This window comes from Staphylococcus sp. HMSC062H10, from assembly GCF_001836945.1.
In the GTDB taxonomy this organism is placed as follows: domain Bacteria; phylum Bacillota; class Bacilli; order Staphylococcales; family Staphylococcaceae; genus Staphylococcus; species Staphylococcus aureus.
On record NZ_KV830966.1, the window covers coordinates 39,909 to 65,104 of the forward strand.

Here is a 25,196-nt window from a genome sequence, read left to right on the forward strand (position 1 = left end):
ATCTACTCATGCATTTTTGGAATACTTAGTATTACAAATAACGATTTTTATTCATCTAACAAAGGTTATATAATGTACTGAAGGCAATTTTTATGTATTACAAATCTAATCGTATAATGAAATTTTTGATAAATATCATTAATTTTGCGTAACAATCATTAGATTACAAATCACAATACAATTACATGTAATACACATCTACACAACACATTTTGAAAGGAAATGAATATAAATGACTGATAAAAAGTACACTGCAGCCGATATCGTTATTGATACTTTGAAAAATAATGGGGTAGAATATGTTTTTGGTATTCCGGGTGCAAAGATTGACTATCTATTTAATGCTTTAATTGATGATGGTCCTGAACTTATTGTCACGCGTCATGAACAAAATGCCGCAATGATGGCGCAAGGTATTGGAAGATTAACAGGCAAACCGGGTATAGTACTTGTTACAAGTGGCCCTGGTGTAAGTAATTTAACGACTGGACTATTAACAGCTACATCTGAAGGGGATCCTGTATTAGCGTTAGGTGGCCAAGTGAAACGTAATGATTTATTACGATTAACGCATCAAAGTATTGATAATGCTGCGCTATTAAAATATTCATCAAAATACAGTGAAGAAGTACAAGATCCTGAATCATTATCAGAAGTTATGACAAATGCAATTCGAATTGCTACTTCAGGAAAAAATGGCGCAAGTTTTATTAGTATTCCGCAAGACGTGATTTCTTCACCAGTTGAATCTAAAGCGATATCACTTTGCCAAAAACCAAATTTAGGAGTACCGAGTGAACAAGATATTAATGATGTCATTGAAGCGATTAAAAATGCATCATTTCCTGTTTTATTAGCTGGTATGAGAAGTTCAAGTGCAGACGAAACAAATGCCATTCGCAAATTAGTTGAGCGCACGAATTTACCAGTTGTAGAAACATTCCAAGGTGCGGGTGTAATTAGTCGTGAATTAGAAAATCATTTCTTCGGACGTGTGGGCTTATTCCGCAATCAAGTTGGTGATGAATTATTACGTAAAAGTGATTTAGTTGTTACAATCGGTTATGATCCAATTGAATACGAAGCTAGTAACTGGAATAAAGAATTAGAAACACAAATTATCAATATTGACGAAGTTCAAGCTGAAATTACTAATTATATGCAACCGAAAAAAGAATTGATTGGTAATATTGCTAAAACGATTGAAATGATTTCTGAAAAAGTGGATGAACCATTTATAAATCAACAACATTTAGATGAATTAGAACAACTAAGAACACATATTGATGAAGAAACTGGTATTAAAGCGACACATGAAGAAGGTATTCTACATCCAGTCGAAATTATTGAATCTATGCAAAAGGTATTAACAGATGATACTACAGTAACAGTTGATGTTGGTAGTCACTATATTTGGATGGCACGTAATTTCAGAAGTTATAATCCAAGACATTTATTATTTAGTAACGGTATGCAAACACTTGGTGTAGCATTACCATGGGCAATTTCAGCTGCTCTTGTACGCCCTAATACGCAAGTTGTATCCGTTGCTGGCGATGGAGGCTTTTTATTTTCATCACAAGATTTAGAAACGGCCGTACGTAAAAATCTAAACATTATCCAACTTATTTGGAATGATGGAAAATATAATATGGTTGAATTCCAAGAAGAAATGAAATATAAACGTTCATCAGGTGTAGACTTCGGTCCTGTAGATTTTGTAAAATATGCAGAATCATTTGGCGCAAAAGGTTTACGAGTTACTAATCAAGAAGAATTAGAAGCGGCAATTAAAGAGGGCTATGAAACAGATGGTCCAGTATTAATTGATATACCTGTAAATTACAAAGATAATATCAAACTTTCAACAAATATGTTACCTGACGTATTTAACTAAAATAAAGATAAATGTTAAAGAGGAGTGGGAGATTTTATGACTAATGTTTTATACCAACATGGTACATTAGGCACATTAATGGCAGGATTATTAAAAGGAACTGCATCAATAAATGAATTATTGCAACATGGTGATTTAGGTATCGCTACACTAACAGGTTCAAATGGTGAGGTCATCTTTTTAGATGGAAAAGCCTATCATGCAAATGAACATAAAGAATTTGTGGAATTAAAAGGTGACGAGTTAACACCGTATGCAACTGTAACTAAATTCGTAGCAGATACAAGCTATGAAACGAAAGATAAATCTTCTGAAGCAGTTTTTGCAGAAATTAAGGAAAAGATGTTGAGTGAAAATTTATTTTCTGCAGTAAAAATTTCAGGCTTATTTAAAAAAATGCATATACGTATGATGCCGGCACAAGAGCCACCTTATACACGTTTAATTGATTCAGCTAGAAGACAACCTGAACAAACTGAAACATACGTCAAAGGTTCAGTCGTTGGGTTCTTTACACCAGAACTATTCCATGGTATCGGATCAGCAGGATTCCATGTACACTTTGCAAATGATGATCGTAACTTTGGCGGACATGTCTTAGATTTTGAAGTAGAAGATGTTAAGGTAGAAATCCAAAATATAGAAACATTTGAACAGCATTTTCCAATTCATGATGAAGATTTCACTAATGCAAATATTGACTATAAAGATATTTCAGATGAAATTAGAGAAGCTGAATAATGAATGCAGAAATGTAATGATGGATTATAAAAATTGAAGCATTGACTTCATAATGTTCGATTTGGAAATTTAGCAATGATAAATGGTTGATTAATACGGTTAAACATGTCTGTCATAGAGCATACGTCTAAGTAATAAAATAATCCCTTCACTATTAGCGGTAGTGAGGGGATTTATTTGTGTTCTAGATATTTGAGATTTGCTGTTATGTTTAGATAATAAATTATGGTAGACATTCATATCGAATTTACAATTGTATAGGCCAATCTATTATCAGGAGAAGCAAACAACAATAATTTACAAGTTCAATAACTAAAAAGACAAACGCAATTTTTCAGCGTTTGCCTGGTATAACTATTTTCATTTTCAAATTATTATTTAACTACAATTTGTATTTGTTTGATTGTACTTGGATCAATTAAATTTTTAGCGTCGTCATTTTTCTTTATATTCACTACTTTTTTATTACCATCATTCAAAGTAAGTGTATACGTTGCTGTTTGCGCATTATTAATTTTTTCTGTTGTAACACCACGTTGAGAAGCTAATTCATTTTTTACTTTACTGTCAATTTCTTGATAAAGTACCTTTTTATTTTCTGGAAAAACAAAGTAAGTTCGATGTAATGCAGTAATACCATCTACTGAAATCGTGTAAGGAACAGTGTGATAACCATCCATTGTCATTTCTTTATAGCCGTTATTACTATCTGCAGATGCTTCGTGACTAGGTAATGCAGCTCCGACCGTTGATAATAATCCCAATGCTAAAGTGGCAGTAACAAATGATTTTAGTTTCATATCTCAATCTCCTTTTAAAGTTGTGGTATATTACACTATTTATATAACACGTTTTATAAAGTTTAAAACATACTTTTTGATTTTTTTATATTTTTGATTTTTAGTAATAGTTTTTAACGAGGGATATGACCCATGTATTTTGAAAAGTGGTAAGCAATGTTTTTAGTTTATAGGGATTCATTAGTTGTATATAATAATCATGAAAAGCATATAGTCGATCTTATACTTTTAATTGAGACTTATAGTGTATTTAAGTTATAGATAAATTCATTAAAATATTATGGGGGAATGAGTATGTCAAAGCGTCTATTATTGTTTGATTTTGATGAAACATATTTTAAACATAATACAAATGAAGAAGATTTAAGTCATTTAAGAGAAATGGAAAAATTGTTGGAAAAACTAACTAATAATAATGAAGTGATGACTGCTGTGTTGACAGGAAGTACATTTCAAAGTGTCATGGATAAAATGGATCAAGTTAATATGACGTTTAAACCATTACATATCTTTTCTGATTTGAGTTCTAAAATGTTCACTTGGAATAATGGCGAATATGTTGAATCAGAAACATATAAAAAGAAAGTCTTGAGCGAACCATTTTTATTTGAAGATATTGAGGATATATTACGTCATATTTCTGCGCAATATAATGTCGAATTTATTCCACAAAGAGCATTTGAAGGTAATGAAACACATTATAATTTTTATTTTCATTCAATAGGTAATCACAACAAAGATAGGCGTATCCTAGAATCACTTGTCAGATACGCAAATGATCAAAACTATACAGCGAGATTTAGTCGAAGCAATCCATTAGCTGGTGATCCTGAAAATGCGTATGATATTGACTTCACACCGTCAAATGCTGGAAAACTATATGCTACTCAATTTCTGATGAAGAAATATAATATACCAGTAAAATCAATATTAGGTTTTGGAGATAGTGGCAATGACGAAGCATATTTAAGCTATCTTGAACATGCATATTTGATGTCGAATAGTAGAGATGAAGCATTAAAGCAGAAATTTAGATTAACAAAATATCCATATTATCAAGGGATAACACTGCATGTTAAAGAATTTGTTGAAGGTAAGTATGATTATTGATTGGTTGAGTATCGAGTACATTTTTTAAATAAAAATATTAAAATTTGAGGGATGATTAGAAAATATGGTGAATCGACTACACTTTAGTTTTAAAAAATTATTTATATGTTGATTTGTCCAACTAAGTGTAGACGATTCATAGTTTAATCAATATATTTGAACACTTTGTAAATTAAATAAACATTTAATATTGATACTTTTGAAGATATAGAGGACTTTGTTCTCTATTTGCTTTTTTCATCGATTAATTCAATCCATTTTTTGGATACCGCTTCGTAAGAAAAGTTTGTTTTTATTGTTGTTCTGGCATTTTCAGAAAACTGAGATATCAATGTTTCTTTTTTTAATACATGAATTATTTTTTTTGCCAATTCATTAATATTATCCTTCTTTTTTGTTATTATTCCATTTATATTATTTTGGATTATAGATTTAGGGCCATAATTAATAGGATATGAAATTACTGGAACACCGTAACTCATGGCCTCTAGTAAACTCATAGGGAGACCTTCATAATCTGATGTCAGTACACTTAGAGAGGCTTTTGTATAAAGACCACGTATGTCAAATGCGTAATCATGGATGAACACATTATCTTGCAATTTAAGTTTTTTAATAAGTTTTGTGTAATTTTCTTTTTGCGTACCGGTACCGTATATGTGCAACTTAACATCCTTTACTTTTTTTCTTACAATATTTATAGCGGAAATGATATGTGTGATATTTTTCATAGCTACAAATCTTTGTAATACAATAATAGAATTTTTTTCTCGAATATTTTGTGTTAAATTCTCTTCAAAAGATACAGCATTAGGAATAACCTTTATATTATTGTAATCACCAAATTGTTTTATAATATCATCTTTTTGTTCTTTAGTTAATACAACTAAAGTATCTAACTCTTTAAGGTTTAGTAACATGTTTCTGAACTCTGGTTTAATCTCAGCGCCATAAGAGTAAGGGGACAAGAAATGATTCGTATGTATAGTAAATATTTTTTTGACATCATTATTCTGCATGTTCTCTACTTTAGGATAAGTGCCTATACCGTCTAGTATTAATACATCGTTTGAAGTTAAGTTTTTATCCAACCAATATGAGTGGAACATTTTATTGTTTTTAAAGTTTAATACTTCTTTACTATTTTTATCAAAATAAAATATATTGACTATATTTTCGTTATCCCCATACCAATATGATAAATAACAAAAGCCGTCATTTGATAAATATTTAACTTCACTCATTTTATTTTTATCGTTGAAAGTTATTTCTTTTCGAAGTATTTTATTTTGAAAACATGCCTTTTAATGCGTTTTCGATTTTGAAAATAATCAATGTGTGATAATTGACCATTTATCCATTTTTTATACATTATGTAATTGTTATCTTTAAAGTACCTGGCATACTTTTTTTCTTCATATTCGTCTTTTTGAATATAAAAGCCTTCTTGATTTAAAAGATTTAATTTTTCAAATGTTTGCATATTTTTATTTTCGATTTCTGTATTTTCAACATCATACAGCATCTTCAATTCTTCGTATAAGTTAACAATTTTTACTTCTTTATGTAACCGTCCTGAATTTGTTAGCTTAGCTCTTAATGGATCATAGTTTTTGTCATCCAAAGTTAATAAGGCACATGAATAGCCTTTTTCAGCTAAAAGTTTAGATCTATTTAACATAACTGATGTTATACCACCTGCTTTTTCTGGTATTGAATACATTAACATATAAGTAGTCATAATTTCCTCCTATTTCTTGCACTTGATAATTAATTCTCCGTAATTATAGTAGTAATCTTCATCTACATATATTTTGGAGAACGTTTCTAAAGAACTGTAATTTTCTATTTCAGCAACTATAATATGATTTAATGCTAAATAAGGATTAGAGCCATTAAAAACAATTTTGGGCTTTAATATTTCATAATCCTTAAAAACCTCAGAAATTTTTTCGTTATTTTTTTGTACTTCAATCTTGTTTAACTTTAATATTAATTCATTGTTGTAATTATACTCATTAAATGTCATGTTGATAAAACCCTGTTTTCTCCATCATTAAAATTTTATTTGACGCCCATCTATTTATCTGAGTAAATAGATAATACTATTTTATTATTTATAACATTTTAGATTATGCGCAATTATATTCTCTTATTTATTAGGTTGATTGTCAATGTTGTTGGAACTTTTCAACTGATATACTTTAAAAGCTACTAAAGATAAATACTGTAATAAAGCATTAAAAGGTTATTATGGGGAACTAGATTCTTTCTATTTAAAAATTTTCAGTTTGAAATACTTATTGATGGTAAACTGATTATCGAATACAGCAAATTGTCAATGAATAAGTTGCAATAAAAATTTCAAATTGTAGGACTGACCGTTATGACTAAGAGAAAATATGAATATACTTTAAGATGGAAGTAATACAACTCGTTGTATCAAGTATAAATGTTACTGATGTCTTAAGGTGTCTTTAAATTCCTATTCAAAAAATAGCAAAGTGATTAACTAAATGTTATAAAAATAGGGGAAATGCTTTTGCAGATAATTGGAAAATGATGTGAATCTAACAAAAAGACTTAAAGCTTTAGAAGAAGAAAATATAATAAAAAAAGGTTATGCACATCTTTAATAAAGAATAAAAAGCAATTTCGATTTTATAGACAAAAACTTCCACAAGGTTCACGCAACGAAGATGTGAGAGCTATTTTGTGTCTCTAAAAGCGAATAGGATGATGTAAAAAAACGTGATTATTCATTCCAACATATTCGACGAGAAATGTAAAAAAGCAAATTCACAAAATTTCCAGGGGAAGCAAAAAATATAAGGTAGCGCAAAAATGACCCAGGAACTGGAGAAATAATTGATATCAAAATAAATATAAGAGGATAAGAATATATGAATAAAACAAACTTTGGGGATTATTTAAATAAAAGTAAGAGCAGGAAAATATATAAGATTTTTGATCAAAATTTGAAGCGAGAGTTTAGTTATTGGCAGTTTAGGAAACTTTTCAAATCTTATACAAGGCAGTCTGATGTACATGAGTTAAAAGTGTGTACTCAAAATGATGATACTATGGAGCAAATATGGATAGATAAAGCAAAGCAATTTGGAGTGTCAGTGACTTGGAAAGATAATAGTATTATCGGATTTGTTATGCGTCCGTTAATCAATTATGATGCGATTAAGAATGAAACGACTTTAAAATACGCAGTGCCGACAACAGATTGCTATGAGGTTTTTTGGGGGGGAGATAATGAATTATATAATTATCACTATTTATACCCACATCAAAGGTATGCTATTGATTTAGTTATTAAAGAAAATCATAAAACATATAAGAAGCAAGGAAAAGTAAATACTGATTATTTTTGTTTTGGAAAAGATATCATTGCGCCAGCAAATGGTACAGTTGAAAAAGTAGTGAATGGGGTTCAAGACAACAGTATTGGAAGTACGAATGAATCACAGTTTTTAGGAAATTATATTGTAATCAAGCACGCAGAAAATGAGTATAGCTTAATAGCTCATTTACAACAATATTCAATCATTGTGAATGAGGGACAAAATGTTAAATATGGTGACATCATTGGGAAGGTTGGGAATTCTGGCAATTCTACTGAACCTCATATACATTTTCAAGTAATGAATGATAAGAATATTGAAGCATGTACATCTTTAAAAATTCGATTTTTAAATAATCGAGAACTTATCAAAGGTGATGTGGTCTGCGGATTACAAGGTGAATGATAGTTATGCTTATAAAATCTTGGGAGTGGGACAGAAATGATATTTTCACAAAATTTATTTCGTTGTCCCACCCCGGCAAGGTTGACTAGAGTTGAAAAAAGCTTGTTGCAAGCGCATTTTCATTCAGTCAACTACTGCCAATATAATATTATAGACCCTAGGACATTGATTTATGTCCCAAGCTCGAGATTTTCTTGCTTATTTAGTTAATTCAAAGCGTACGCCGGATTCATTAGTAGTCGATGCATTTTTATTTGTAATAGAGTATCCAGTCATTGAAATTTTAGATTCAATATCTGAAGCGGTATTTGTAGATTCGGGATTATAGAAGCTACATTCATAAGTTTTATCATCTTTCTTTTTAAGAATAAACATTCCTTTGGCTTTAACTTCGACTTTAGTACCATTAATTTCAAAAGTTTTAGCGCTATCACTATAATTGACACCAGCCCAAACCGATTCATTATCTTTCACAACGTGGAAGTCATCATCTTGTTTAACGACAGTTACTTGGCTTGCTTTGGATTTAAAGACATCTTTAGATAAGCTTGGATACAACACATATCCATATTTATTGTCAGAATTAGAATGCTTTTGAGTTACTTCATAATACTCATCTTTTTTGTCTTCTGTTTTTTGACTTTTATTAATTTCACTCCACTTACCAGTATGACTTTCTTTTTTTACATTTATTTTCGATTTGTTTAAAAAATGATAACCGATGTTCTTTTTGGTATCTGTGGACTCTAAAAAGACTGAATTGGTTTCCTGATTATCAGAATTGGTTGTTTGTTTATCGTCTGTATATAACGTATATCCATTCGCTTTGCGATTTTCAATCGTTGTAACTGGATTCATTGATGAATCAGTATTTTTAATGCCAGTTCCTAAGAAGACAATTTTATCGTTTAATATGAAATATGATTTTTTGGCAGTTAAAGTTTTGTCCTGATTTTCAAATTCCATTCCAATACTAGCATGTTGGTCATCGAATTTTGTTCCGCCTACAAAAGTTTTATCGGAGTTCTTATTTTCTTTAGGTTCTTCATTATCTAAAGTTGTAGTACCTGCTAAACGTTTCATATCGGCAGTCGCCCAGAAGTTATCACGATAGTGTTTCACATCGCTATTGTATAAATAAGACATTCCAGCACCAGTATGCCAACCTTTTAGGTTTTCATTATTGATACTTTCGTAACGTGCAACGTTTTTCGACGTCATACTTAAGCCAAATGCAAAGTCTAAGTCTTTGTTATGATAGGTGACACGATCCATGTCATTATATATTTTAAGTTGTTGTGTTAAATCGTTAGTAGAAAGAGTGCTGTCTTCCATTAAAGCCTTCATTTTGCTTATATCCGAATAAGAGCTTAAATAATCGTTTTGTTTATAACTTGAATCAGATTTAACTGAAGTTTTGACAATTTTTTTATATTTAGCTTTTGTTGACTCATCCATGGCATCACTTAATCTCAACAATGATTTCATTACTGTTACAGATGCTGAGTGACTCGTTTCATTTTCTCGGCTAATGGCTCTACCACGTGATAAATCCATCATTTCACCTTTATAAATGAGTGGCATAAATCCGTCGTCAATCCATGATTTTAAAATAGTATCATTTTGGCTAGTTTCTTTAAAAGGTGTTTCTTTTATCATTGGCATCATTTGAGAAATTCCCTCTAAGAGTACAACGCCATAAGCACCGGTATAGGGGACGTCTTGATGATCGATATATGAGCCATCTTTATAGAATCCATTACGTTCTTTACCAGTTGAATTACTTTGAACATAAGTGAACACTTTATTAAATGAATCTATTGAATTTTTCGTCATATCTTTATCTTCTTCGATAATACTTTCTAAAAGTTTTACTTTAGCAATGTCTACTAAATTTCCGCCTTTAGCAGGTTCAGCTTTTCCTACAGAAGATAATATTTCATCACTTTTTGGGGCGAAAGTTTTGATAGGGGCAGTGTATTTTTTCTTTTCATCACTTGAAATATCACCATTCAGTAATATTAGGGTATTTGTTAATGATTTAGGTGTTCCAATTTCATAATCCCACCAATTTAAGTTTGTATTCTTTTGAGGTGCTGATTTTGAGAAATTAGTTTTCAGATCAGCAACTTTTTTATCTGGGTCTTTTCCATAGGCATTTTTATGCAACCACTCAAGGGCATCTTTCAGTTTCTTCTTATTTTCGTCATTTTTTAAAGTGGTTTTAGGATGATTCATCGCTTCTGCGATTTTCTCAATATTACGATAGGTACGAGTCATATCTGCAGATTTCGTATCTATATCTTTTGAGCTTTCCCACAAATAAGTCCTTCCACTTTCAGTTTTCATCTCACTAAGTAATTTCTTTGCCTCATTCTCCGTAGCCTCAAACTTCTTCTTCATATCTGGATTGCTCTCATCATACTTATCATAACCATAGTTAACGTCCAGCCATGTATTCTTCAATTTCTCATAATTTGGTGTTTGAGTATTCGTATCAGCCACAGCAATCTGATGTTTATCAACACTTCTGAATTCACCATCACTCAAAGTAATCACACCGGCCATTAATAACGTAATGGTGGATAATTTTTGCCATTTCTTCATTCTATATGTCATTGACATGTCTCCTTTTTGTGTTGCGCGTGCGCAATTAATAATCTGATTAAATAATGATTCAATTTTTCAAAATTCGTTAATGCATACAAATAACTGTTTACTCTCAAACAATCCGCAAAGCATGTTGATGTATATAAACAATCGATCACCCAAATTTTCCGAATCACCCAAAAATTGCAACGAAAATAATTTTTTAAAAATTAAATATTATCAATCTTAGTGATTATATCATTTTAAATATTTAAGTTATACAATTTTTAAAGTAATTAAAAACGATGAAATGTAAAATGTTAAAAAAGAGACAAATTTAAATTTGAGTAATAAAATAAGAAGTATTCAAACGAAGATGGCAATATATAAAGCAACATTACTTTAGACGACCAAACATAACTGAAAGGATAGTCACAATGAAAACTAAAGAAGTCGTAGCGCTCATGAATATATCTCAAGACACTTTAAGATATTATGAAAAGGTTGGTGTGATTCCACCTGTTAATCGAGATGAAAATGGATATAGAATATATAATGATAGTGATTTAAATTGGATTTATTTAGTGAAAAATTTGCGAAATGCAGGCGTCAGTATTGAATCGCTTATCGAATTTTGTAGGTTAGCGCAGCTTCCTAAAAATGAAAATATTCAAGCACAGCAAAAGCAAATTTTAAATAAGCAACTCGAAGAATTAAATGAAAACTTAAAGACAATTCATGATGCGAGAGATTTACTACAATATAAAATTGATAATTATGATAATCATATTGCTAAAATCAATGCTAGCGATAATCATGATGCCAATGTTGAACGTATTTGGGAGAGAAAGTAAACCTATGGCTTGCTATCGAGTTAACTCCATGGTTTATAGTGAGCTTACAAGAAAAAGGAGGTTCATTTTATGAATCATATTGAAATAAGTAAAGATGTAAAGATACCAGTATTAGGTTTCGGAGTATTTCAAATTCCTCAAGAACAAACAGCAGAAGCGGTTAAAGAAGCAATTAAAGCGGGTTATAGACATATTGATACAGCACAAAGTTATTTAAATGAAACTGAAGTAGGTCAAGGTATTGAAGCTTCAGGTATTGATAGAAGTGAACTATTCATTACGACTAAAGTATGGATTGAAAATGTTAACTATGAAGATACTATCAAATCAATCGAACGATCATTACAACGATTAAATTTGGACTATATTGATCTAGTGCTTATTCACCAGCCTTACAATGATGTATATGGCTCATGGCGTGCATTAGAAGAGTTAAAAGAAACTGGTAAAATTAAAGCAATCGGTGTATCTAACTTCGGCGTTGATCGAATTGTAGATTTAGGTATTCACAATCAAATTCAACCACAAGTGAACCAAATAGAAATTAATCCATTCCATCAACAAGAAGAACAAGTTGCAGCACTTCAACAAGAAAATGTTGTGGTAGAAGCTTGGGCACCATTTGCAGAAGGTAAAAATCAATTATTCCAAAATCAATTGTTGCAGGCCATTGCAGATAAATATAACAAATCAATTGCACAAGTTATTTTACGGTGGTTAGTAGAACGTGACATTGTTGTACTCGCAAAATCAGTGAATCCAGAACGCATGGCTCAAAACTTAGATATATTTGATTTTGAACTGACAGAAGAAGATAAACAACAAATTGCGACATTAGAAGAAAGTAATAGCCAATTTTTCTCACATGCTGATCCAGAGATGATTAAAGTACTTACAAGTAGAGAATTAGATGTTTAATCATAATATAACAAAGTAAATAATTTACATTACACTAACCTGAAACTTGGATGTTAAAGTCTATGTTTCAGGTTATTTTTTACTCTTAAAAAGTTAAAGGAGCAAGCAAATAAGTTTTATATATTTTTATATTATGTAATAACGTAACTAAGGTTATAATTAGATAATTAATATGTCTTGGAATTAATTATCTAATAAGTTGTATAGCAGGTGGCGATATGAGATATATACACTTTTCTATTATTACATTAATTACAGGTATCATTATGCATATGACAATGTACTTTGTACCATTTGAATGTCGGAAAATGCCATTATTTATGACGATTATTTTTACAGTCTATTTTAGTAATAAAAAATCTACTGATTACTCTGTCATTAATGTTTTTACAACGGAAACCATGTCGTCATGTATGACCAAAGTAGCGTCGTTATCATAAGGTGTTCGGTCTTTATTGATAATAATTAAATTGTCGCCTTTAAAATTTGATATTAATCCTGCGGCAGGTTGTACAATGAGTGACGAACCAAGTACAACAAGGGTGTCAGCATGTTCAATTTTATTTAATGCCCGTATAATGGTAGGTTGATCTAACATTTCACCATATAATACGATGTCCGGTCGAATGGCACCACCACAATTATCACAATGTTTCAAAGTTCTATCAATGACATCTGACTTCGTATAAGATTTATGACATTCGTTACAATAAAATCGATTTAATGTGCCATGTAATTCATCAACATGTTGACTTCCAGCATCTGAGTGCAAACCATCGATATTTTGCGTGATGACACCTAATGATTTTTGATTATGTTCTAATTTTGCAATCCAATCATGAACGATATTAGGCTTCGTATCGACAAATAGTAAACGCTTATGGCAGAAATTGATAAAACCTTCAGGATCATCTTCTAAATAATTACGGCTTAACAAGTATTCTGGCGAAAGCCCATCTTTTGAAATTTCATCAAATAAGCCGCCCATTGAACGGAAATCTGGAACACCGCTTGCAACAGATACACCAGCACCTGTAAAAAATGTGATACGATTCGAACTATCTATAAAATGTTTTAGTGTCTCTAAATCATTTTCCAAATTAAACACCCCATCAAAATAATGAATGATTTATATTGTCTTTTGATTTTATTATAGTATATACATTTTACGATTATCAAAGGCGCAGTTTAAACAGTTCTTTTTAAAAATGAATTATACATATAATCGAACAGTTAAAATATATTAGTTTTTACGCAATTTTTATTATAGAATAAGCATGTATATTAAAATGGATGTCTAAACATAAAGGATAATGACCCATCGCCTAAATAAAGGAGGCAATTTTACATTGAATAAACATGAACGTTTGGACGAAATTGCTAAACTAGTGAATAAAAAGGGCACGATAAGAACGAATGAAATCGTCGAAGGTTTAAATGTGTCTGATATGACAGTTCGAAGAGATTTAATTGAGTTGGAAAACAAAGGGATTTTAACGAAGATTCATGGTGGTGCACGCAGTAATTCAACCTTTCAATATAAAGAAATCTCGCATAAAGAAAAACATACCCGTCAAATTGCAGAAAAACGATTTATAGCTAGAAAAGCTGCATCATTAATTGAAGATGGGGATACTTTGTTTTTCGGACCGGGAACAACAGTAGAACTATTAGCAGAAGAAGTCAATCATCATACGCTCACAATTATTACGAATTGTTTGCCGGTGTATAAAATTTTGTTGGAAAAACAAACAGCACATTTTCGTGTGTATTTAATTGGTGGTGAAATGCGCCATATTACAGAAGCATTTGTAGGTGAAATGGCGAATGCTATGTTGGAAAAACTAAGATTTAGCAAGATGTTCTTTAGTAGTAACGCAGTAAATAAAGGTGCTGTGATGACATCTACATTAGATGAAGCCTATACGCAACAACTGGCACTCAGTAATTCAATTGAAAAATACTTGTTAATCGATCATACGAAAGTTGGCAAAGAAGATTTTACATCATTTTGTCAGTTAAACGAATTGACTGCAGTGGTTATGGATTATGAAGATGAAGAAAAAGTAGAAACGATTAAAACATATATTGAAGTAGTCGACTAAATTAAAAATATAACTGCATTGTTAAAATATGTATCTATATGCTCATAAGTGAATGTGAATTTGCATTCATTTTATGGGCTATTTTTTATGCAAATTTATGTAAACGGGAACCTCGACAAAGTTTTACTACAATTTCAGACGAATACCTAATTAAAACAATACCACAATATGAATGTTCACTTATTGTTTGAAAATATGTCATAAACAAACAAATCATAAACATATTATGTTGATTTATTGTTTGTTTATGTTTATAATTTAAACGTAATCAAATTGAAAGCCTTTTCTCAAGATTTTCATAACCTACAAATAAACATGTCATATTTTAAGAAAGGTATTTCAAAATTAAAGTAAAAAGGAGTCTTATTATGGCGATTATTATTGGTTCAGATGAAGCTGGCAAACGATTAAAAGAAGTCATCAAATCATACTTATTAGACAATAAATATGATGTTGTTGACGTAACAGAAGGACAGGAAGTTGACTTTGTTGATGCAACTTTGGCTGTAGCAAAAGATGTTCAAAGTCAAGAAGGTAACTTAGGTATTGTTATCGATGCATTTGGTGCAGGTAGCTTTATGGTTGCTACAAAAATCAAAGGCATGATTGCTGCTGAAGTATCAGATGAACGCTCTGGATATATGACTAGAGGCCATAACAATTCAAGAATGATCACTATGGGTTCTGAAATTGTTGGAGACACATTAGCGAAAAATGTCGTTAAAGGTTTTGTTGAAGGTAAATACGATGGTGGTAGACACCAAATCCGCGTAGATATGCTTAATAAAATGTGCTAAGGAGGAAAAATTACTATGAAGATTGCATTAGGATGCGACCATATTGTTACAGATACAAAAATGCGTGTATCTGAATTTTTAAAATCAAAAGGACATGAAGTCATTGACGTAGGAACATACGATTTCACAAGAACACATTATCCAATTTTTGGTAAAAAAGTTGGAGAACAAGTTGTTAGCGGTAATGCAGACTTAGGTGTTTGTATTTGTGGAACAGGTGTTGGTATTAACAATGCTGTAAATAAAGTACCTGGCGTTCGTTCAGCACTAGTACGTGATATGACATCAGCGTTATATGCTAAAGAAGAATTAAATGCGAACGTCATTGGCTTTGGTGGACGTATTATTGGTGAGTTATTAATGTGCGATATTATCGATGCATTTATTAATGCTGAATATAAACCAACTGAAGAGAACAAAAAATTAATCGCTAAAATTAAACATTTAGAAACAAGCAATGCAGATCAAGCTGATCCACATTTCTTTGATGAATTCTTAGAAAAATGGGACAGAGGCGAATACCACGATTAAGGGACGACACATATGATTTTAACTTTAACATTAAATCCATCCGTTGATATTTCATACCCATTAACAGCATTGAAATTAGATGATGTTAATCGTGTTCAAGAAGTGAGTAAAACAGCTGGTGGTAAAGGTTTAAATGTAACAAGAGTACTTGCGCAAGTAGGTGAGCCAGTCCTTGCGAGTGGTTTTATTGGCGGTGAATTAGGTCAATTTATTGCTAAAAAATTAGATCATGCCGACATCAAGCATGCATTTTATAACATTAAGGGTGAAACACGAAACTGCATTGCAATTTTACATGAAGGACAACAAACAGAAATTTTAGAGCAGGGACCGGAGATTGATAATCAAGAGGCTGCAGGATTTATTAAACATTTTGAGCAATTACTAGAAAAAGTTGAAGCAGTTGCTATTTCAGGTAGCTTACCAAAAGGATTAAATCAAGATTATTATGCACAAATCATTGAACGATGCCAAAACAAAGGTGTGCCTGTGATATTAGACTGCTCGGGTGCAACTTTGCAAACAGTATTAGAAAACCCTTATAAGCCAACAGTCATTAAACCAAACATTTCTGAATTATATCAGTTGCTTAACCAGCCACTTGATGAAAGTTTAGAAAGTTTGAAACAGGCAGTGTCACAACCCTTATTCGAAGGGATTGAGTGGATTATTGTGTCTTTAGGTGCACAAGGTGCATTTGCAAAGCACAATAACACATTCTATAGAGTGAATATTCCGACAATAAGCGTGTTAAATCCTGTTGGATCAGGTGATTCTACGGTTGCTGGAATTACTTCAGCAATTATCAATCATGAAAATGATCATGATTTACTTAAAAAAGCTAATACATTAGGCATGCTGAATGCGCAAGAAGCACAAACAGGATATGTCAATTTAAATAATTATGATGATTTATTCAATCAAATTGAAGTTTTAGAGGTGTAAATAATGTCAAAATCTAATCAAAAAATCGCATCAATTGAACAATTAAGTAATAACGAAGGTATCATTTCTGCATTAGCATTTGACCAACGTGGTGCTTTAAAACGCATGATGGCTAAACATCAAACGGAAGAACCAACTGTAGCTCAAATTGAACAATTAAAAGTATTAGTTGCGGAAGAGTTAACACAGTATGCGTCTTCAATTTTATTAGATCCTGAATATGGTTTACCAGCTTCAGATGCACGTAACAAAGATTGTGGATTATTACTTGCTTATGAAAAAACTGGATATGACGTAAATGCTAAAGGTCGTTTACCTGACTGTTTAGTAGAATGGTCTGCAAAACGTTTAAAAGAACAAGGTGCAAATGCTGTTAAATTCTTACTTTACTATGATGTAGACGATGCAGAAGAAATCAATATTCAAAAGAAAGCATATATCGAAAGAATCGGTTCAGAATGTGTAGCTGAAGACATTCCATTCTTCTTAGAAGTATTAACTTATGACGATAATATTCCTGATAATGGTAGCGTTGAATTCGCAAAAGTTAAACCTAGAAAAGTAAACGAAGCAATGAAATTATTCTCAGAATCACGCTTTAATGTTGATGTCTTAAAAGTTGAAGTACCTGTAAACATGAAATATGTAGAAGGATTTGCAGAAGGTGAAGTGGTTTATACGAAAGAAGAAGCAGCACAACACTTTAAAGATCAAGATGCTGCAACAAATTTACCATATATTTACTTAAGTGCTGGTGTTTCTGCGGAATTATTCCAAGAAACTTTAAAATTTGCACATGAAGCAGGTGCTAAATTTAATGGTGTACTTTGTGGACGTGCTACATGGTCTGGTGCTGTTCAAGTATACATCGAACAAGGTGAAGATGCTGCTCGTGAATGGTTACGTACAACTGGTTTCAAAAATATCGATGACTTAAATAAAGTATTAAAAGATACTGCGACATCTTGGAAACAAAGAAAATAAGTTTAAAAGGGGATTAATGCTATGAATAGAGAAGAAGTCCAATTATTAGGTTTTGAAATTGTTGCATTTGCAGGGGATGCACGTTCTAAGTTTTTAGAAGCATTAACAGCAGCTCAAGCTGGAGATTTTGCAAAAGCAGATGCACTGATTGAAGAAGGAAACAATTGCATTGCGGAAGCGCATAGAGCACAAACAAGCCTGTTGGCTAAAGAAGCGCAAGGTGATGATATTGCATACAGTGTAACGATGATGCATGGTCAAGACCATTTAATGACAACAATTTTACTGAAAGATTTAATGAAGCATTTATTAGAATTTTATAAAAGAGGGTGATGACAATGATGCAAAAATTGATCGCACAAATTGAAAAAGGGAAGCCATTTTTCGAGAAATTATCACGTAACATATATTTAAGAGTCATCCGTGATGGATTTATTTCTGCAATGCCTGTCATCTTATTCTCAAGTATCTTTCTATTAATTGCATATGTGCCAAATATATTTGGTTTTAAATGGGATAAAGGCATGGAAGCCATTTTAATGAAACCATATAACTATACGATGGGGCTTGTAGCATTTTTAGTAGCAGGAACGACAGCGAAATCTTTAACAGATTCATTTAACCGTAAGCTAGAAAGTACAAATCAAATTAACTTTATTTCTACAATGCTAGCAGCGATGTGTGGATTCTTGTTCTTAGCTTCTGATCCAGCCAAAGATGGTGGATTCTTAAGTGCATTTATGGGAACTAAAGGTTTATTAACAGCATTCTTATCAGCATTTGTAACTGTTATTGTTTATAACTTCTGTGTGAAGCGCAATATTACAATTAAAATGCCGAAAGAAGTACCGCCGAATATTTCACAAGTATTTAAGGACTTAATTCCATTTTCAGCGGTAATCATCATTCTTTATGCATTAGATTTAGTCATTCGCAACAGCTTCAAATCAAATGTAGCGGAAGGTATTTTAAAATTATTCGAACCATTATTTACAGCAGCAGATGGATGGATTGGTGTCACAATTATTTTTGGTGCCTTTGCTTTATTCTGGTTTGTAGGTATTCATGGTCCGTCAATTGTAGAGCCAGCAATTGCAGCCATTACATATGCGAATATCGAAGCGAACTTCAAGTTGCTTCAAGCTGGTGAACACGCAGATAAAATTATTACATCAGGTACACAAATGTTTATCGTTACATTTGGTGGTACGGGTGCAACATTGGTCGTGCCATTTATGTTTATGTGGATGACGAAATCTAAACGAAACAAAGCGATTGGACGTGCATCAGTTGTACCAACATTCTTTGGTGTAAACGAGCCGATTTTATTCGGGGCACCACTAGTATTGAATCCTGTGTTCTTTATTCCATTTGTATTAGCGCCAATTGTGAACGTATGGATATTTAAACTTTTCGTTGAAGTGTTAGGAATGAACAGTTTTAGTGTGAACTTACCATGGACAACACCAGGTCCACTCGGAATCATCATGGGTACTGGATTTGGTTTATGGTCATTCGTACTAGCGATTACTTTAATTGTTGTAGATATTATTATTTACTACCCATTCCTAAAAGTTTATGACAGTGAAATTCTTGATGAAGAAGAAGGACGTAAAGAAAGTAATTCAGATTTAAAAGAAAAAGTTGCAGCAAACTTTGATACGAAAAAAGCTGATTCAATTTTAGCGGCAAGTGGTGTATCAGACGATGCAGCTAAAGCTTCAAATATCACAGAACAAACAAATGTCTTAGTACTTTGTGCCGGTGGTGGTACAAGTGGATTATTAGCCAACGCACTTAATAAAGCAGCTGAAGAATATCATGTGCCAGTGAAAGCAGCAGCTGGCGGATACGGCGCACATATGGACATTATGAAAGAGTACCAATTAATCATTTTAGCGCCACAAGTTGCGTCTAACTATGAAGATATTAAGCAAGATACAGATAGATTAGGTATTAAATTAGCGAAGACTCAAGGTGCTGAATATATCAAATTGACACGAGATGGCCAAGCAGCCCTTGATTTCGTACAAAAACAATTTGAAAATTAAGAATAGGAGTTTTTCATATGACTAAAACATTACCTGAAGATTTTATTTTTGGTGGAGCAACAGCAGCGTATCAAGCAGAAGGTGCGACAAATACGGATGGTAAAGGTCGCGTAGCATGGGATACGTATTTAGAAGAAAACTATTGGTACACTGCAGAACCAGCGAGTGATTTTTATAACAGATATCCAGTGGATTTAGAATTAAGTGAAAAATTCGGTGTTAATGGTATCCGTATTTCAATTGCATGGTCTCGTATCTTCCCGAATGGCTATGGTGAAGTTAACCCTAAAGGTGTTGAGTATTACCATAAGTTATTTGCAGAGTGTCATAAACGCCATGTTGAACCATTTGTAACATTGCATCATTTTGATACACCAGAAGTGTTACACAAAGATGGTGATTTTCTAAATCGTAAAACGATTGATTACTTCGTAGATTATGCTGAATTTTGTTTTAAAGAATTCCCAGAAGTAAAATATTGGACTACATTCAATGAAATTGGACCAATTGGTGATGGCCAATATTTAGTAGGTAAATTCCCTCCAGGTATTAAATATGATTTTGAAAAAGTTTTCCAATCTCATCATAATATGATGGTTGCTCATGCAAGAGCAGTAAAATTATTTAAAGATGGCGGCTATCAAGGAGAAATTGGTGTTGTACACGCATTGCCAACAAAATATCCGTTCGATCCATCAAATCCTGAAGATGTTCGTGCAGCAGAATTAGAAGATATCATCCATAACAAATTCATCTTAGATGCAACATATTTAGGTAAGTATTCTCGTGAAACGATGGAAGGTGTGCAACATATCTTATCTGTTAATGGCGGTAAATTAAACATTACAGATGAAGATTATGCCATTTTAGATGCAGCCAAAGATTTAAACGACTTCTTAGGTATCAATTACTACATGAGTGACTGGATGAGAGGTTACGATGGAGAATCTGAAATCACTCATAATGCGACAGGTGATAAAGGCGGTTCTAAATACCAACTTAAAGGTGTCGGACAACGTGAATTTGATGTCGACGTACCTCGCACAGACTGGGACTGGATGATCTATCCTCAAGGTTTATATGATCAAATCATGCGTGTTGTTAAAGATTATCCTAACTATCATAAGATTTATATTACTGAAAATGGTTTAGGATATAAAGATGAATTTATTGAATCTGAAAAAACAGTTCATGATGATGCACGTATTGATTATGTAAGACAACATTTAAACGTTATTGCAGATGCTATTAAAGATGGTGCAAATGTTAAAGGTTACTTTATTTGGTCATTAATGGATGTGTTCTCTTGGTCAAATGGTTATGAAAAACGATATGGTTTATTCTATGTCGATTTTGAGACTCAAGAACGCTATCCTAAGAAAAGTGCTTATTGGTACAAAGAGTTAGCCGAAACAAAAGAAATTAAATAATAAAAGATATTAAAAGGCCTATCAGTCGTGTGCTGGTAGGTCTTTGTTTATAAAAAGAGAGAAACTAAATATGCATATACATATTTTTATATTAATCAATAGGAAACACATCATTGAAAGCTAATTAAGCAATCAATTTATAAACTTTAACGGACAATTCTCCAAAGTCATCTTAAAAGTTAATGATGTATTCAAAATCAACTAAAGGACATTTTTAATCACATCCTTTATACTTAAATAAAAGACATGAATGGGAGTTAAAAGTGTGAAGAAAATTTTTGTAATTAGTACGACATTGTTAGCGGTCGCTATTATTATAGGCACTATTATTACGGTTGTGTTTAGTCAACGACAGGCACAAACATTTAAAATACAACAACAGCAATTTGTTAAAAAGCCAATTCCGACATTGTTCTTACATGGATTTGGTGGTAGTGCCAACTCTGAAAAATTTATGGTGAAGCAAGCAGAAAAAAGAGGTGTCACTAAAGATATTATTACGGCCTATGTTTCAAATGAGGGTGAGGTTACTTTTAAAGTGAAGATAAGTAAAAATGCTGTGAATCCTATTGTGAAAATTGAACTTGAAAATAACAGACAAGGCTATTTGGATAAGAATGCTGCGTGGTTTAAAAATGTACTGACTAAGCTTCAATCAGAATACAATTTCGATAAATTCAACTTTGTCGGTCACTCAATGGGAAACTTAACATTTGCACAATATATGATGACATATGGTAACGACAAATCATTACCACAGTTAAACAAGCAAGTGAATATTGCGGGTACATTTAACGGCGTCTTAAATATGAATGAAGATGTCAATGAAATTACAGTTGATAAAGATGGTAAACCAAGTCGAATGAATCAACCTTATCAGCAACTACGCGTGCTAAAAGATATTTATAAAGGTAAAGGTATCGAAGTGCTAAATATTTATGGAGATTTGAAAGATGGTACACATTCAGACGGCAGAGTGTCTAATAGTTCTTCGAAATCATTAAAATATTTACTGGGAAATAGTCCAAAAAGTTATCGAGAATCTAAATATGAAGGTGAGTCAGCACAACATAGCCAGCTACATGAAAACGAAAACGTTGCGAATGAGCTAATTGACTTTTTATGGAAAAAATAATACCAGTTACCATTTAGTTAGAATATGAGTAAAGAATATACGCTTATAAGCCGAAATATTTTAAATTCATAAATGTAGGAAATATAATGTGGATGAAGTTATATGAACCAATGTTTAAGTCAAAAGCTGACAACTAAGAATACTCTAGCATCACGATTACGCTTTTTAAACTTAAATTTAAATAAAAAATAAAGATAAGTTTCTAAATATGGAAAGGTGATTAATGATGCAAAACAAGCAAATTCTATTTAATAAAATTCCTGAAGGTATGCCACAAGAGGATACATTCAAAATTGAAGATATTGACACTCCTAAACTTGAGAGCGATGGTGTACTTGTACAAACGCTATACATTTCAGTGGATCCATATATGAGAGGACGTATGACTAAGGCAGATTCGTATGTACAGCCTTTTGAAATTGGTAAACCGATTGTCAGTCATATTGTTGCAAAGGTAATTGAATCAAAACATGAAGATTACCAAGCAGGAGATGTCGTTGTAGGTATGTTGCCTTGGCGAATCATTAATCATGTCCAAGCGGATCAAATTACTAAAGTTCCAACTACAGATGTACCACTTGATTTATATTTAAGTGTTTTAGGAATGCCAGGACAAACGGCATATCATGGTCTACTTGATATTGGTCAACCTAAAGCTGGAGATACTGTTGTGGTTTCAGCTGCATCTGGCGCTGTAGGTTCAGTTGTAGGTCAAATTGCTAAGATTAAAGGTTGCCGTGTTGTAGGTATTGCGGGTGGCGACAAAAAAGTAAATTATTTAACAGAGACACTGGGCTTTGACGCTGGTATCGATTATAAGAAAGCAGATTTTGCAAAAGAATTAGCGCAAGCAGTACCAGATGGCGTTGATGTTTATTTTGAAAATGTTGGCGGTACAGTCGGTGATGAAGTATTTAAGCATTTAAATCGTTTTGCACGTGTACCAGTATGTGGCGCAATTTCGTCATATAATCATCCTGAAGCAGATATCGGACCACGTATTCAAGGTACGCTTATTAAGAAGCAAGTAATGATGAGAGGTTTCTTAGTAAGTGAATTTGCTAATGCTTTTAAAGAAGCTAGTGAACAGCTCGCAACATGGGTTCAAGAAGGTAAAATTCAGTCACAAGTAACCATTGAAGATGGTTTTGAAAATGCGCCACGTGCATTTAAAAATTTATTTACGGGCGATAACTTTGGTAAACAAGTTATTAAAGTAACGGAATAATAAAGTATACGTTTTTACAAATCAACTTTGTTAATTGACCAAAATTTAATAACTTTCTTAGCTAAAGCAAATTTGTTCTGTAACATGGTAGAAATAAGTCTAAAATGTAATACGAAAGTCGTCTGTAATTATTTATATATTCAAATGAAAAAGGAGTCATGTTGCTGCGATATAAGCACACATGGCTTCTATTTTGTATAATAAGAGATAAGTTCATAAATGAGGTGAAACGATATGAAAATGATAGGATTTGAAAAGCCTTTTAAATTGGAAGAAGGAAATTTATTTAAAGTATACGAACAAAGTAAGCCAACGCCAGCAAACGATGATATCTTAGTTAAAGTAAATAGCATTAGTGTAAATCCTGTAGATACAAAGCAACGACAAATGGAAGTCACTCAAGCACCTCGTGTACTTGGGTTTGACGCTATTGGTACTGTTGAAGCTATCGGACCAGACGTTACATTATTTAGTCCGGGTGACGTTGTATTTTATGCTGGATCGCCAAATAGAAAAGGATCAAATGCGACATATCAATTGGTGTCAGAAGCTATAGTTGCAAAAGCGCCACACAACATAAGTGCTAATGAAGCTGTTAGTCTACCGCTAACTGGTATTACGGCATATGAAACGTTTTTTGATACATTTAAAATTTCACATAATCCTTCTGAAAATATAGGTAAATCCGTGTTAATCATTAATGGCGCAGGGGGTGTAGGAAGTATTGCCACTCAAATTGCTAAACGGTATGGTTTAACTGTCATTACAACAGCATCGCGACAAGAAACAACAGAGTGGTGTGAAAAGATGGGCGCAGATATCGTATTGAATCATAAAGAGGATTTAGTGCGTCAGTTTAAAGAACAAAACATCCCATTAGTAGATTATATGTTTTGCACCTATAATACAGACTTGTATTACAATACTATGCTTGAACTGATAAAACCATTAGGGCATATTACAACTATCGTAGCTTTTAATGAAGATCAAGATTTAAATGCATTAAAATTAAAAAGTATAACATTTACACATGAATTTATGTTTGCGCGTCCAATTCATCGAACGCCTGATATGATTAAACAACATGAGTATTTAGAAGATATTACGAAAAATATAGAATCAGGACATTATCAACCAACAACGACACAAGTTTTTGAAGGTTTATCACCTGAAAACTTATATCAAGCACATCAATTGTTAGAAAAACAATCAATGATTGGGAAATTAGTAATTAATATATAGTTTAGTAAGTAAGAGTCTGGGACATAAATCCCTAAAAAAACAGCAGTAAGATAATTTTCAATTAGAAAATATCTTACTGCT

At 32.2% G+C, this 25,196-nt stretch carries 24 protein-coding genes and 1 pseudogene; 18 read left to right on the forward strand and 7 right to left on the reverse strand.

Annotation, left to right across the window (positions count from 1 at the left end):
* Positions 1–232 precede the first annotated feature (232 nt).
* Together alsS and budA are read left to right on the forward strand one after the other, a co-directional pair.
* Positions 233–1,897: an acetolactate synthase AlsS gene (gene alsS, locus HMPREF2658_RS02110; protein WP_000130128.1), complete on the forward strand. Its 1,665-nt coding sequence runs from the start codon at positions 233–235 to the stop codon at positions 1,895–1,897.
* A gap of 36 nt (positions 1,898–1,933) precedes the next feature.
* The gene (budA, locus tag HMPREF2658_RS02115) at positions 1,934–2,638 is read left to right on the forward strand and encodes an acetolactate decarboxylase (RefSeq protein WP_000186132.1); all 705 of its coding nucleotides are present in this window, start codon (positions 1,934–1,936) and stop codon (positions 2,636–2,638) included.
* Between the two features lie 374 nt (positions 2,639–3,012).
* Here the strand turns inward: budA and HMPREF2658_RS02120 are convergent, their stop codons facing one another.
* Entirely contained in the window at positions 3,013–3,438 is a 426-nt protein-coding gene (locus tag HMPREF2658_RS02120; RefSeq protein WP_054194503.1) for an MAP domain-containing protein, read from the reverse strand.
* 294 nt (positions 3,439–3,732) lie between these two features.
* Here HMPREF2658_RS02120 and HMPREF2658_RS02125 point away from each other — a divergent pair, with 294 nt between their 5' ends.
* The gene (locus HMPREF2658_RS02125) at positions 3,733–4,548 is read left to right on the forward strand and encodes an HAD-IIB family hydrolase (protein WP_000044372.1); all 816 of its coding nucleotides are present in this window, start codon (positions 3,733–3,735) and stop codon (positions 4,546–4,548) included.
* A 224-nt stretch (positions 4,549–4,772) separates the two neighbouring features.
* On the opposite strand, the gene HMPREF2658_RS02130 is transcribed toward HMPREF2658_RS02125, so the two are convergent.
* Genes HMPREF2658_RS02130 through HMPREF2658_RS02135 form a run of 3 tightly spaced genes read right to left on the reverse strand, consistent with a single transcriptional unit; the run spans position 4,773 to position 6,577 of the window.
* Positions 4,773–5,792, reverse strand: coding sequence for a glycosyltransferase (locus tag HMPREF2658_RS02130; protein ID WP_256337723.1), 1,020 nt, complete (start codon positions 5,790–5,792; stop codon positions 4,773–4,775).
* A gap of 20 nt (positions 5,793–5,812) precedes the next feature.
* Positions 5,813–6,289, reverse strand: coding sequence for a hypothetical protein (locus HMPREF2658_RS14815; protein ID WP_256337724.1), 477 nt, complete (start codon positions 6,287–6,289; stop codon positions 5,813–5,815).
* Between the two features lie 9 nt (positions 6,290–6,298).
* A complete protein-coding gene (locus HMPREF2658_RS02135) occupies positions 6,299–6,577 on the reverse strand; it encodes a hypothetical protein (RefSeq protein ID WP_000143638.1) in 279 nt (92 codons plus the stop codon).
* An 874-nt stretch (positions 6,578–7,451) separates the two neighbouring features.
* On the opposite strand from HMPREF2658_RS02135, the gene HMPREF2658_RS02140 reads away from it, so the two are divergent.
* Positions 7,452–8,306 (forward strand): M23 family metallopeptidase, encoded by an 855-nt coding sequence (locus HMPREF2658_RS02140; RefSeq protein ID WP_001044440.1) that lies wholly within the window; start codon positions 7,452–7,454, stop codon positions 8,304–8,306.
* 198 nt (positions 8,307–8,504) lie between these two features.
* Here HMPREF2658_RS02140 and HMPREF2658_RS02145 read toward each other — a convergent pair whose 3' ends face one another.
* The gene (locus HMPREF2658_RS02145) at positions 8,505–10,925 is read right to left on the reverse strand and encodes a polysaccharide lyase 8 family protein (RefSeq protein ID WP_000222277.1); all 2,421 of its coding nucleotides are present in this window, start codon (positions 10,923–10,925) and stop codon (positions 8,505–8,507) included.
* Complete coding sequence (locus HMPREF2658_RS02150) at positions 10,922–11,089, reverse strand: hypothetical protein (RefSeq protein WP_072468851.1); 168 nt, start codon at positions 11,087–11,089, stop codon at positions 10,922–10,924. The genes HMPREF2658_RS02145 and HMPREF2658_RS02150 overlap by 4 nt, the downstream gene beginning before the upstream one ends.
* 243 nt (positions 11,090–11,332) lie before the next feature.
* On the opposite strand from HMPREF2658_RS02150, the gene HMPREF2658_RS02155 reads away from it, so the two are divergent.
* The 3 genes and pseudogenes from HMPREF2658_RS02155 to HMPREF2658_RS14820 form a co-directional block, all read left to right on the forward strand.
* Positions 11,333–11,749: a MerR family transcriptional regulator gene (locus HMPREF2658_RS02155; RefSeq protein ID WP_000850006.1), complete on the forward strand. Its 417-nt coding sequence runs from the start codon at positions 11,333–11,335 to the stop codon at positions 11,747–11,749.
* A 69-nt stretch (positions 11,750–11,818) separates the two neighbouring features.
* Entirely contained in the window at positions 11,819–12,667 is an 849-nt protein-coding gene (locus HMPREF2658_RS02160) for an aldo/keto reductase (protein WP_001015496.1), read from the forward strand.
* A gap of 218 nt (positions 12,668–12,885) precedes the next feature.
* Positions 12,886–13,008: pseudogene (locus HMPREF2658_RS14820) on the forward strand (hypothetical protein); the annotation flags it as partial.
* Positions 13,009–13,034: 26 nt separating this feature from the next.
* Here HMPREF2658_RS14820 and HMPREF2658_RS02170 read toward each other — a convergent pair.
* Entirely contained in the window at positions 13,035–13,775 is a 741-nt protein-coding gene (locus tag HMPREF2658_RS02170) for an NAD-dependent protein deacylase (protein WP_001622010.1), read from the reverse strand.
* A gap of 241 nt (positions 13,776–14,016) precedes the next feature.
* Here HMPREF2658_RS02170 and HMPREF2658_RS02175 point away from each other — a divergent pair, with 241 nt between their 5' ends.
* The 11 genes from HMPREF2658_RS02175 to HMPREF2658_RS02225 all read left to right on the forward strand — a co-directional run bounded on the left by HMPREF2658_RS02175 (position 14,017) and on the right by HMPREF2658_RS02225 (position 25,115).
* Positions 14,017–14,772: a DeoR/GlpR family DNA-binding transcription regulator gene (locus tag HMPREF2658_RS02175; RefSeq protein WP_001032743.1), complete on the forward strand. Its 756-nt coding sequence runs from the start codon at positions 14,017–14,019 to the stop codon at positions 14,770–14,772.
* A gap of 368 nt (positions 14,773–15,140) precedes the next feature.
* Complete coding sequence (gene lacA / locus HMPREF2658_RS02180; protein ID WP_000974608.1) at positions 15,141–15,569, forward strand: galactose-6-phosphate isomerase subunit LacA; 429 nt, start codon at positions 15,141–15,143, stop codon at positions 15,567–15,569.
* A gap of 15 nt (positions 15,570–15,584) precedes the next feature.
* A complete protein-coding gene (lacB, locus tag HMPREF2658_RS02185; protein WP_000684746.1) occupies positions 15,585–16,100 on the forward strand; it encodes a galactose-6-phosphate isomerase subunit LacB in 516 nt (171 codons plus the stop codon).
* A gap of 12 nt (positions 16,101–16,112) precedes the next feature.
* Positions 16,113–17,045, forward strand: coding sequence for a tagatose-6-phosphate kinase (lacC, locus tag HMPREF2658_RS02190; RefSeq protein ID WP_000604137.1), 933 nt, complete (start codon positions 16,113–16,115; stop codon positions 17,043–17,045).
* A 3-nt stretch (positions 17,046–17,048) separates the two neighbouring features.
* The gene (gene lacD / locus HMPREF2658_RS02195; protein ID WP_000047017.1) at positions 17,049–18,029 is read left to right on the forward strand and encodes a tagatose-bisphosphate aldolase; all 981 of its coding nucleotides are present in this window, start codon (positions 17,049–17,051) and stop codon (positions 18,027–18,029) included.
* Positions 18,030–18,050: 21 nt separating this feature from the next.
* Positions 18,051–18,362, forward strand: coding sequence for a PTS lactose/cellobiose transporter subunit IIA (locus tag HMPREF2658_RS02200; protein WP_001078309.1), 312 nt, complete (start codon positions 18,051–18,053; stop codon positions 18,360–18,362).
* Positions 18,363–18,367: 5 nt separating this feature from the next.
* Positions 18,368–20,080 carry a lactose-specific PTS transporter subunit EIIC gene (locus tag HMPREF2658_RS02205; RefSeq protein WP_083320049.1) on the forward strand — a complete coding sequence of 571 codons (1,713 nt, stop codon included), beginning with the start codon at positions 18,368–18,370 and terminating at the stop codon, positions 20,078–20,080.
* Positions 20,081–20,097: 17 nt separating this feature from the next.
* Positions 20,098–21,510 (forward strand): 6-phospho-beta-galactosidase, encoded by a 1,413-nt coding sequence (gene lacG, locus HMPREF2658_RS02210; protein ID WP_000169213.1) that lies wholly within the window; start codon positions 20,098–20,100, stop codon positions 21,508–21,510.
* 265 nt (positions 21,511–21,775) lie between these two features.
* On the forward strand, positions 21,776–22,645 hold the full coding sequence (locus HMPREF2658_RS02215) for an alpha/beta hydrolase (protein WP_176747422.1): 870 nt from the start codon (positions 21,776–21,778) through the stop codon (positions 22,643–22,645).
* Between the two features lie 226 nt (positions 22,646–22,871).
* Positions 22,872–23,873 carry an NADP-dependent oxidoreductase gene (locus tag HMPREF2658_RS02220; protein WP_001180206.1) on the forward strand — a complete coding sequence of 334 codons (1,002 nt, stop codon included), beginning with the start codon at positions 22,872–22,874 and terminating at the stop codon, positions 23,871–23,873.
* Positions 23,874–24,107: 234 nt separating this feature from the next.
* On the forward strand, positions 24,108–25,115 hold the full coding sequence (locus tag HMPREF2658_RS02225) for a zinc-binding alcohol dehydrogenase family protein (RefSeq protein WP_000781954.1): 1,008 nt from the start codon (positions 24,108–24,110) through the stop codon (positions 25,113–25,115).
* Positions 25,116–25,196: the final 81 nt, after the last annotated feature.

What these genes read in the sequence shown, in the direction of transcription:
- alsS (WP_000130128.1), top strand. Translation starts at nt 233, where the DNA reads ATGACTGATAAAAAGTACACTGCAGCCGATATCGTTATTGATACTTTG.
- lacA (WP_000974608.1), top strand. Translation starts at nt 15,141, where the DNA reads ATGGCGATTATTATTGGTTCAGATGAAGCTGGCAAACGATTAAAAGAA.
- HMPREF2658_RS02220 (WP_001180206.1), top strand. Translation starts at nt 22,872, where the DNA reads ATGCAAAACAAGCAAATTCTATTTAATAAAATTCCTGAAGGTATGCCA.
- lacG (WP_000169213.1), top strand. Translation starts at nt 20,098, where the DNA reads ATGACTAAAACATTACCTGAAGATTTTATTTTTGGTGGAGCAACAGCA.
- HMPREF2658_RS02200 (WP_001078309.1), top strand. Translation starts at nt 18,051, where the DNA reads ATGAATAGAGAAGAAGTCCAATTATTAGGTTTTGAAATTGTTGCATTT.
- lacC (WP_000604137.1), top strand. Translation starts at nt 16,113, where the DNA reads ATGATTTTAACTTTAACATTAAATCCATCCGTTGATATTTCATACCCA.
- HMPREF2658_RS02225 (WP_000781954.1), top strand. Translation starts at nt 24,108, where the DNA reads ATGAAAATGATAGGATTTGAAAAGCCTTTTAAATTGGAAGAAGGAAAT.
- HMPREF2658_RS02125 (WP_000044372.1), top strand. Translation starts at nt 3,733, where the DNA reads ATGTCAAAGCGTCTATTATTGTTTGATTTTGATGAAACATATTTTAAA.
- HMPREF2658_RS02155 (WP_000850006.1), top strand. Translation starts at nt 11,333, where the DNA reads ATGAAAACTAAAGAAGTCGTAGCGCTCATGAATATATCTCAAGACACT.
- lacD (WP_000047017.1), top strand. Translation starts at nt 17,049, where the DNA reads ATGTCAAAATCTAATCAAAAAATCGCATCAATTGAACAATTAAGTAAT.
- HMPREF2658_RS02205 (WP_083320049.1), top strand. Translation starts at nt 18,368, where the DNA reads ATGATGCAAAAATTGATCGCACAAATTGAAAAAGGGAAGCCATTTTTC.
- HMPREF2658_RS02130 (WP_256337723.1), bottom strand. Translation starts at nt 5,792, where the DNA reads ATGAGTGAAGTTAAATATTTATCAAATGACGGCTTTTGTTATTTATCA.
- HMPREF2658_RS02145 (WP_000222277.1), bottom strand. Translation starts at nt 10,925, where the DNA reads ATGACATATAGAATGAAGAAATGGCAAAAATTATCCACCATTACGTTA.
- HMPREF2658_RS14815 (WP_256337724.1), bottom strand. Translation starts at nt 6,289, where the DNA reads ATGACTACTTATATGTTAATGTATTCAATACCAGAAAAAGCAGGTGGT.
- HMPREF2658_RS02135 (WP_000143638.1), bottom strand. Translation starts at nt 6,577, where the DNA reads ATGACATTTAATGAGTATAATTACAACAATGAATTAATATTAAAGTTA.
- lacB (WP_000684746.1), top strand. Translation starts at nt 15,585, where the DNA reads ATGAAGATTGCATTAGGATGCGACCATATTGTTACAGATACAAAAATG.
- HMPREF2658_RS02140 (WP_001044440.1), top strand. Translation starts at nt 7,452, where the DNA reads ATGAATAAAACAAACTTTGGGGATTATTTAAATAAAAGTAAGAGCAGG.
- HMPREF2658_RS02160 (WP_001015496.1), top strand. Translation starts at nt 11,819, where the DNA reads ATGAATCATATTGAAATAAGTAAAGATGTAAAGATACCAGTATTAGGT.
- budA (WP_000186132.1), top strand. Translation starts at nt 1,934, where the DNA reads ATGACTAATGTTTTATACCAACATGGTACATTAGGCACATTAATGGCA.
- HMPREF2658_RS02120 (WP_054194503.1), bottom strand. Translation starts at nt 3,438, where the DNA reads ATGAAACTAAAATCATTTGTTACTGCCACTTTAGCATTGGGATTATTA.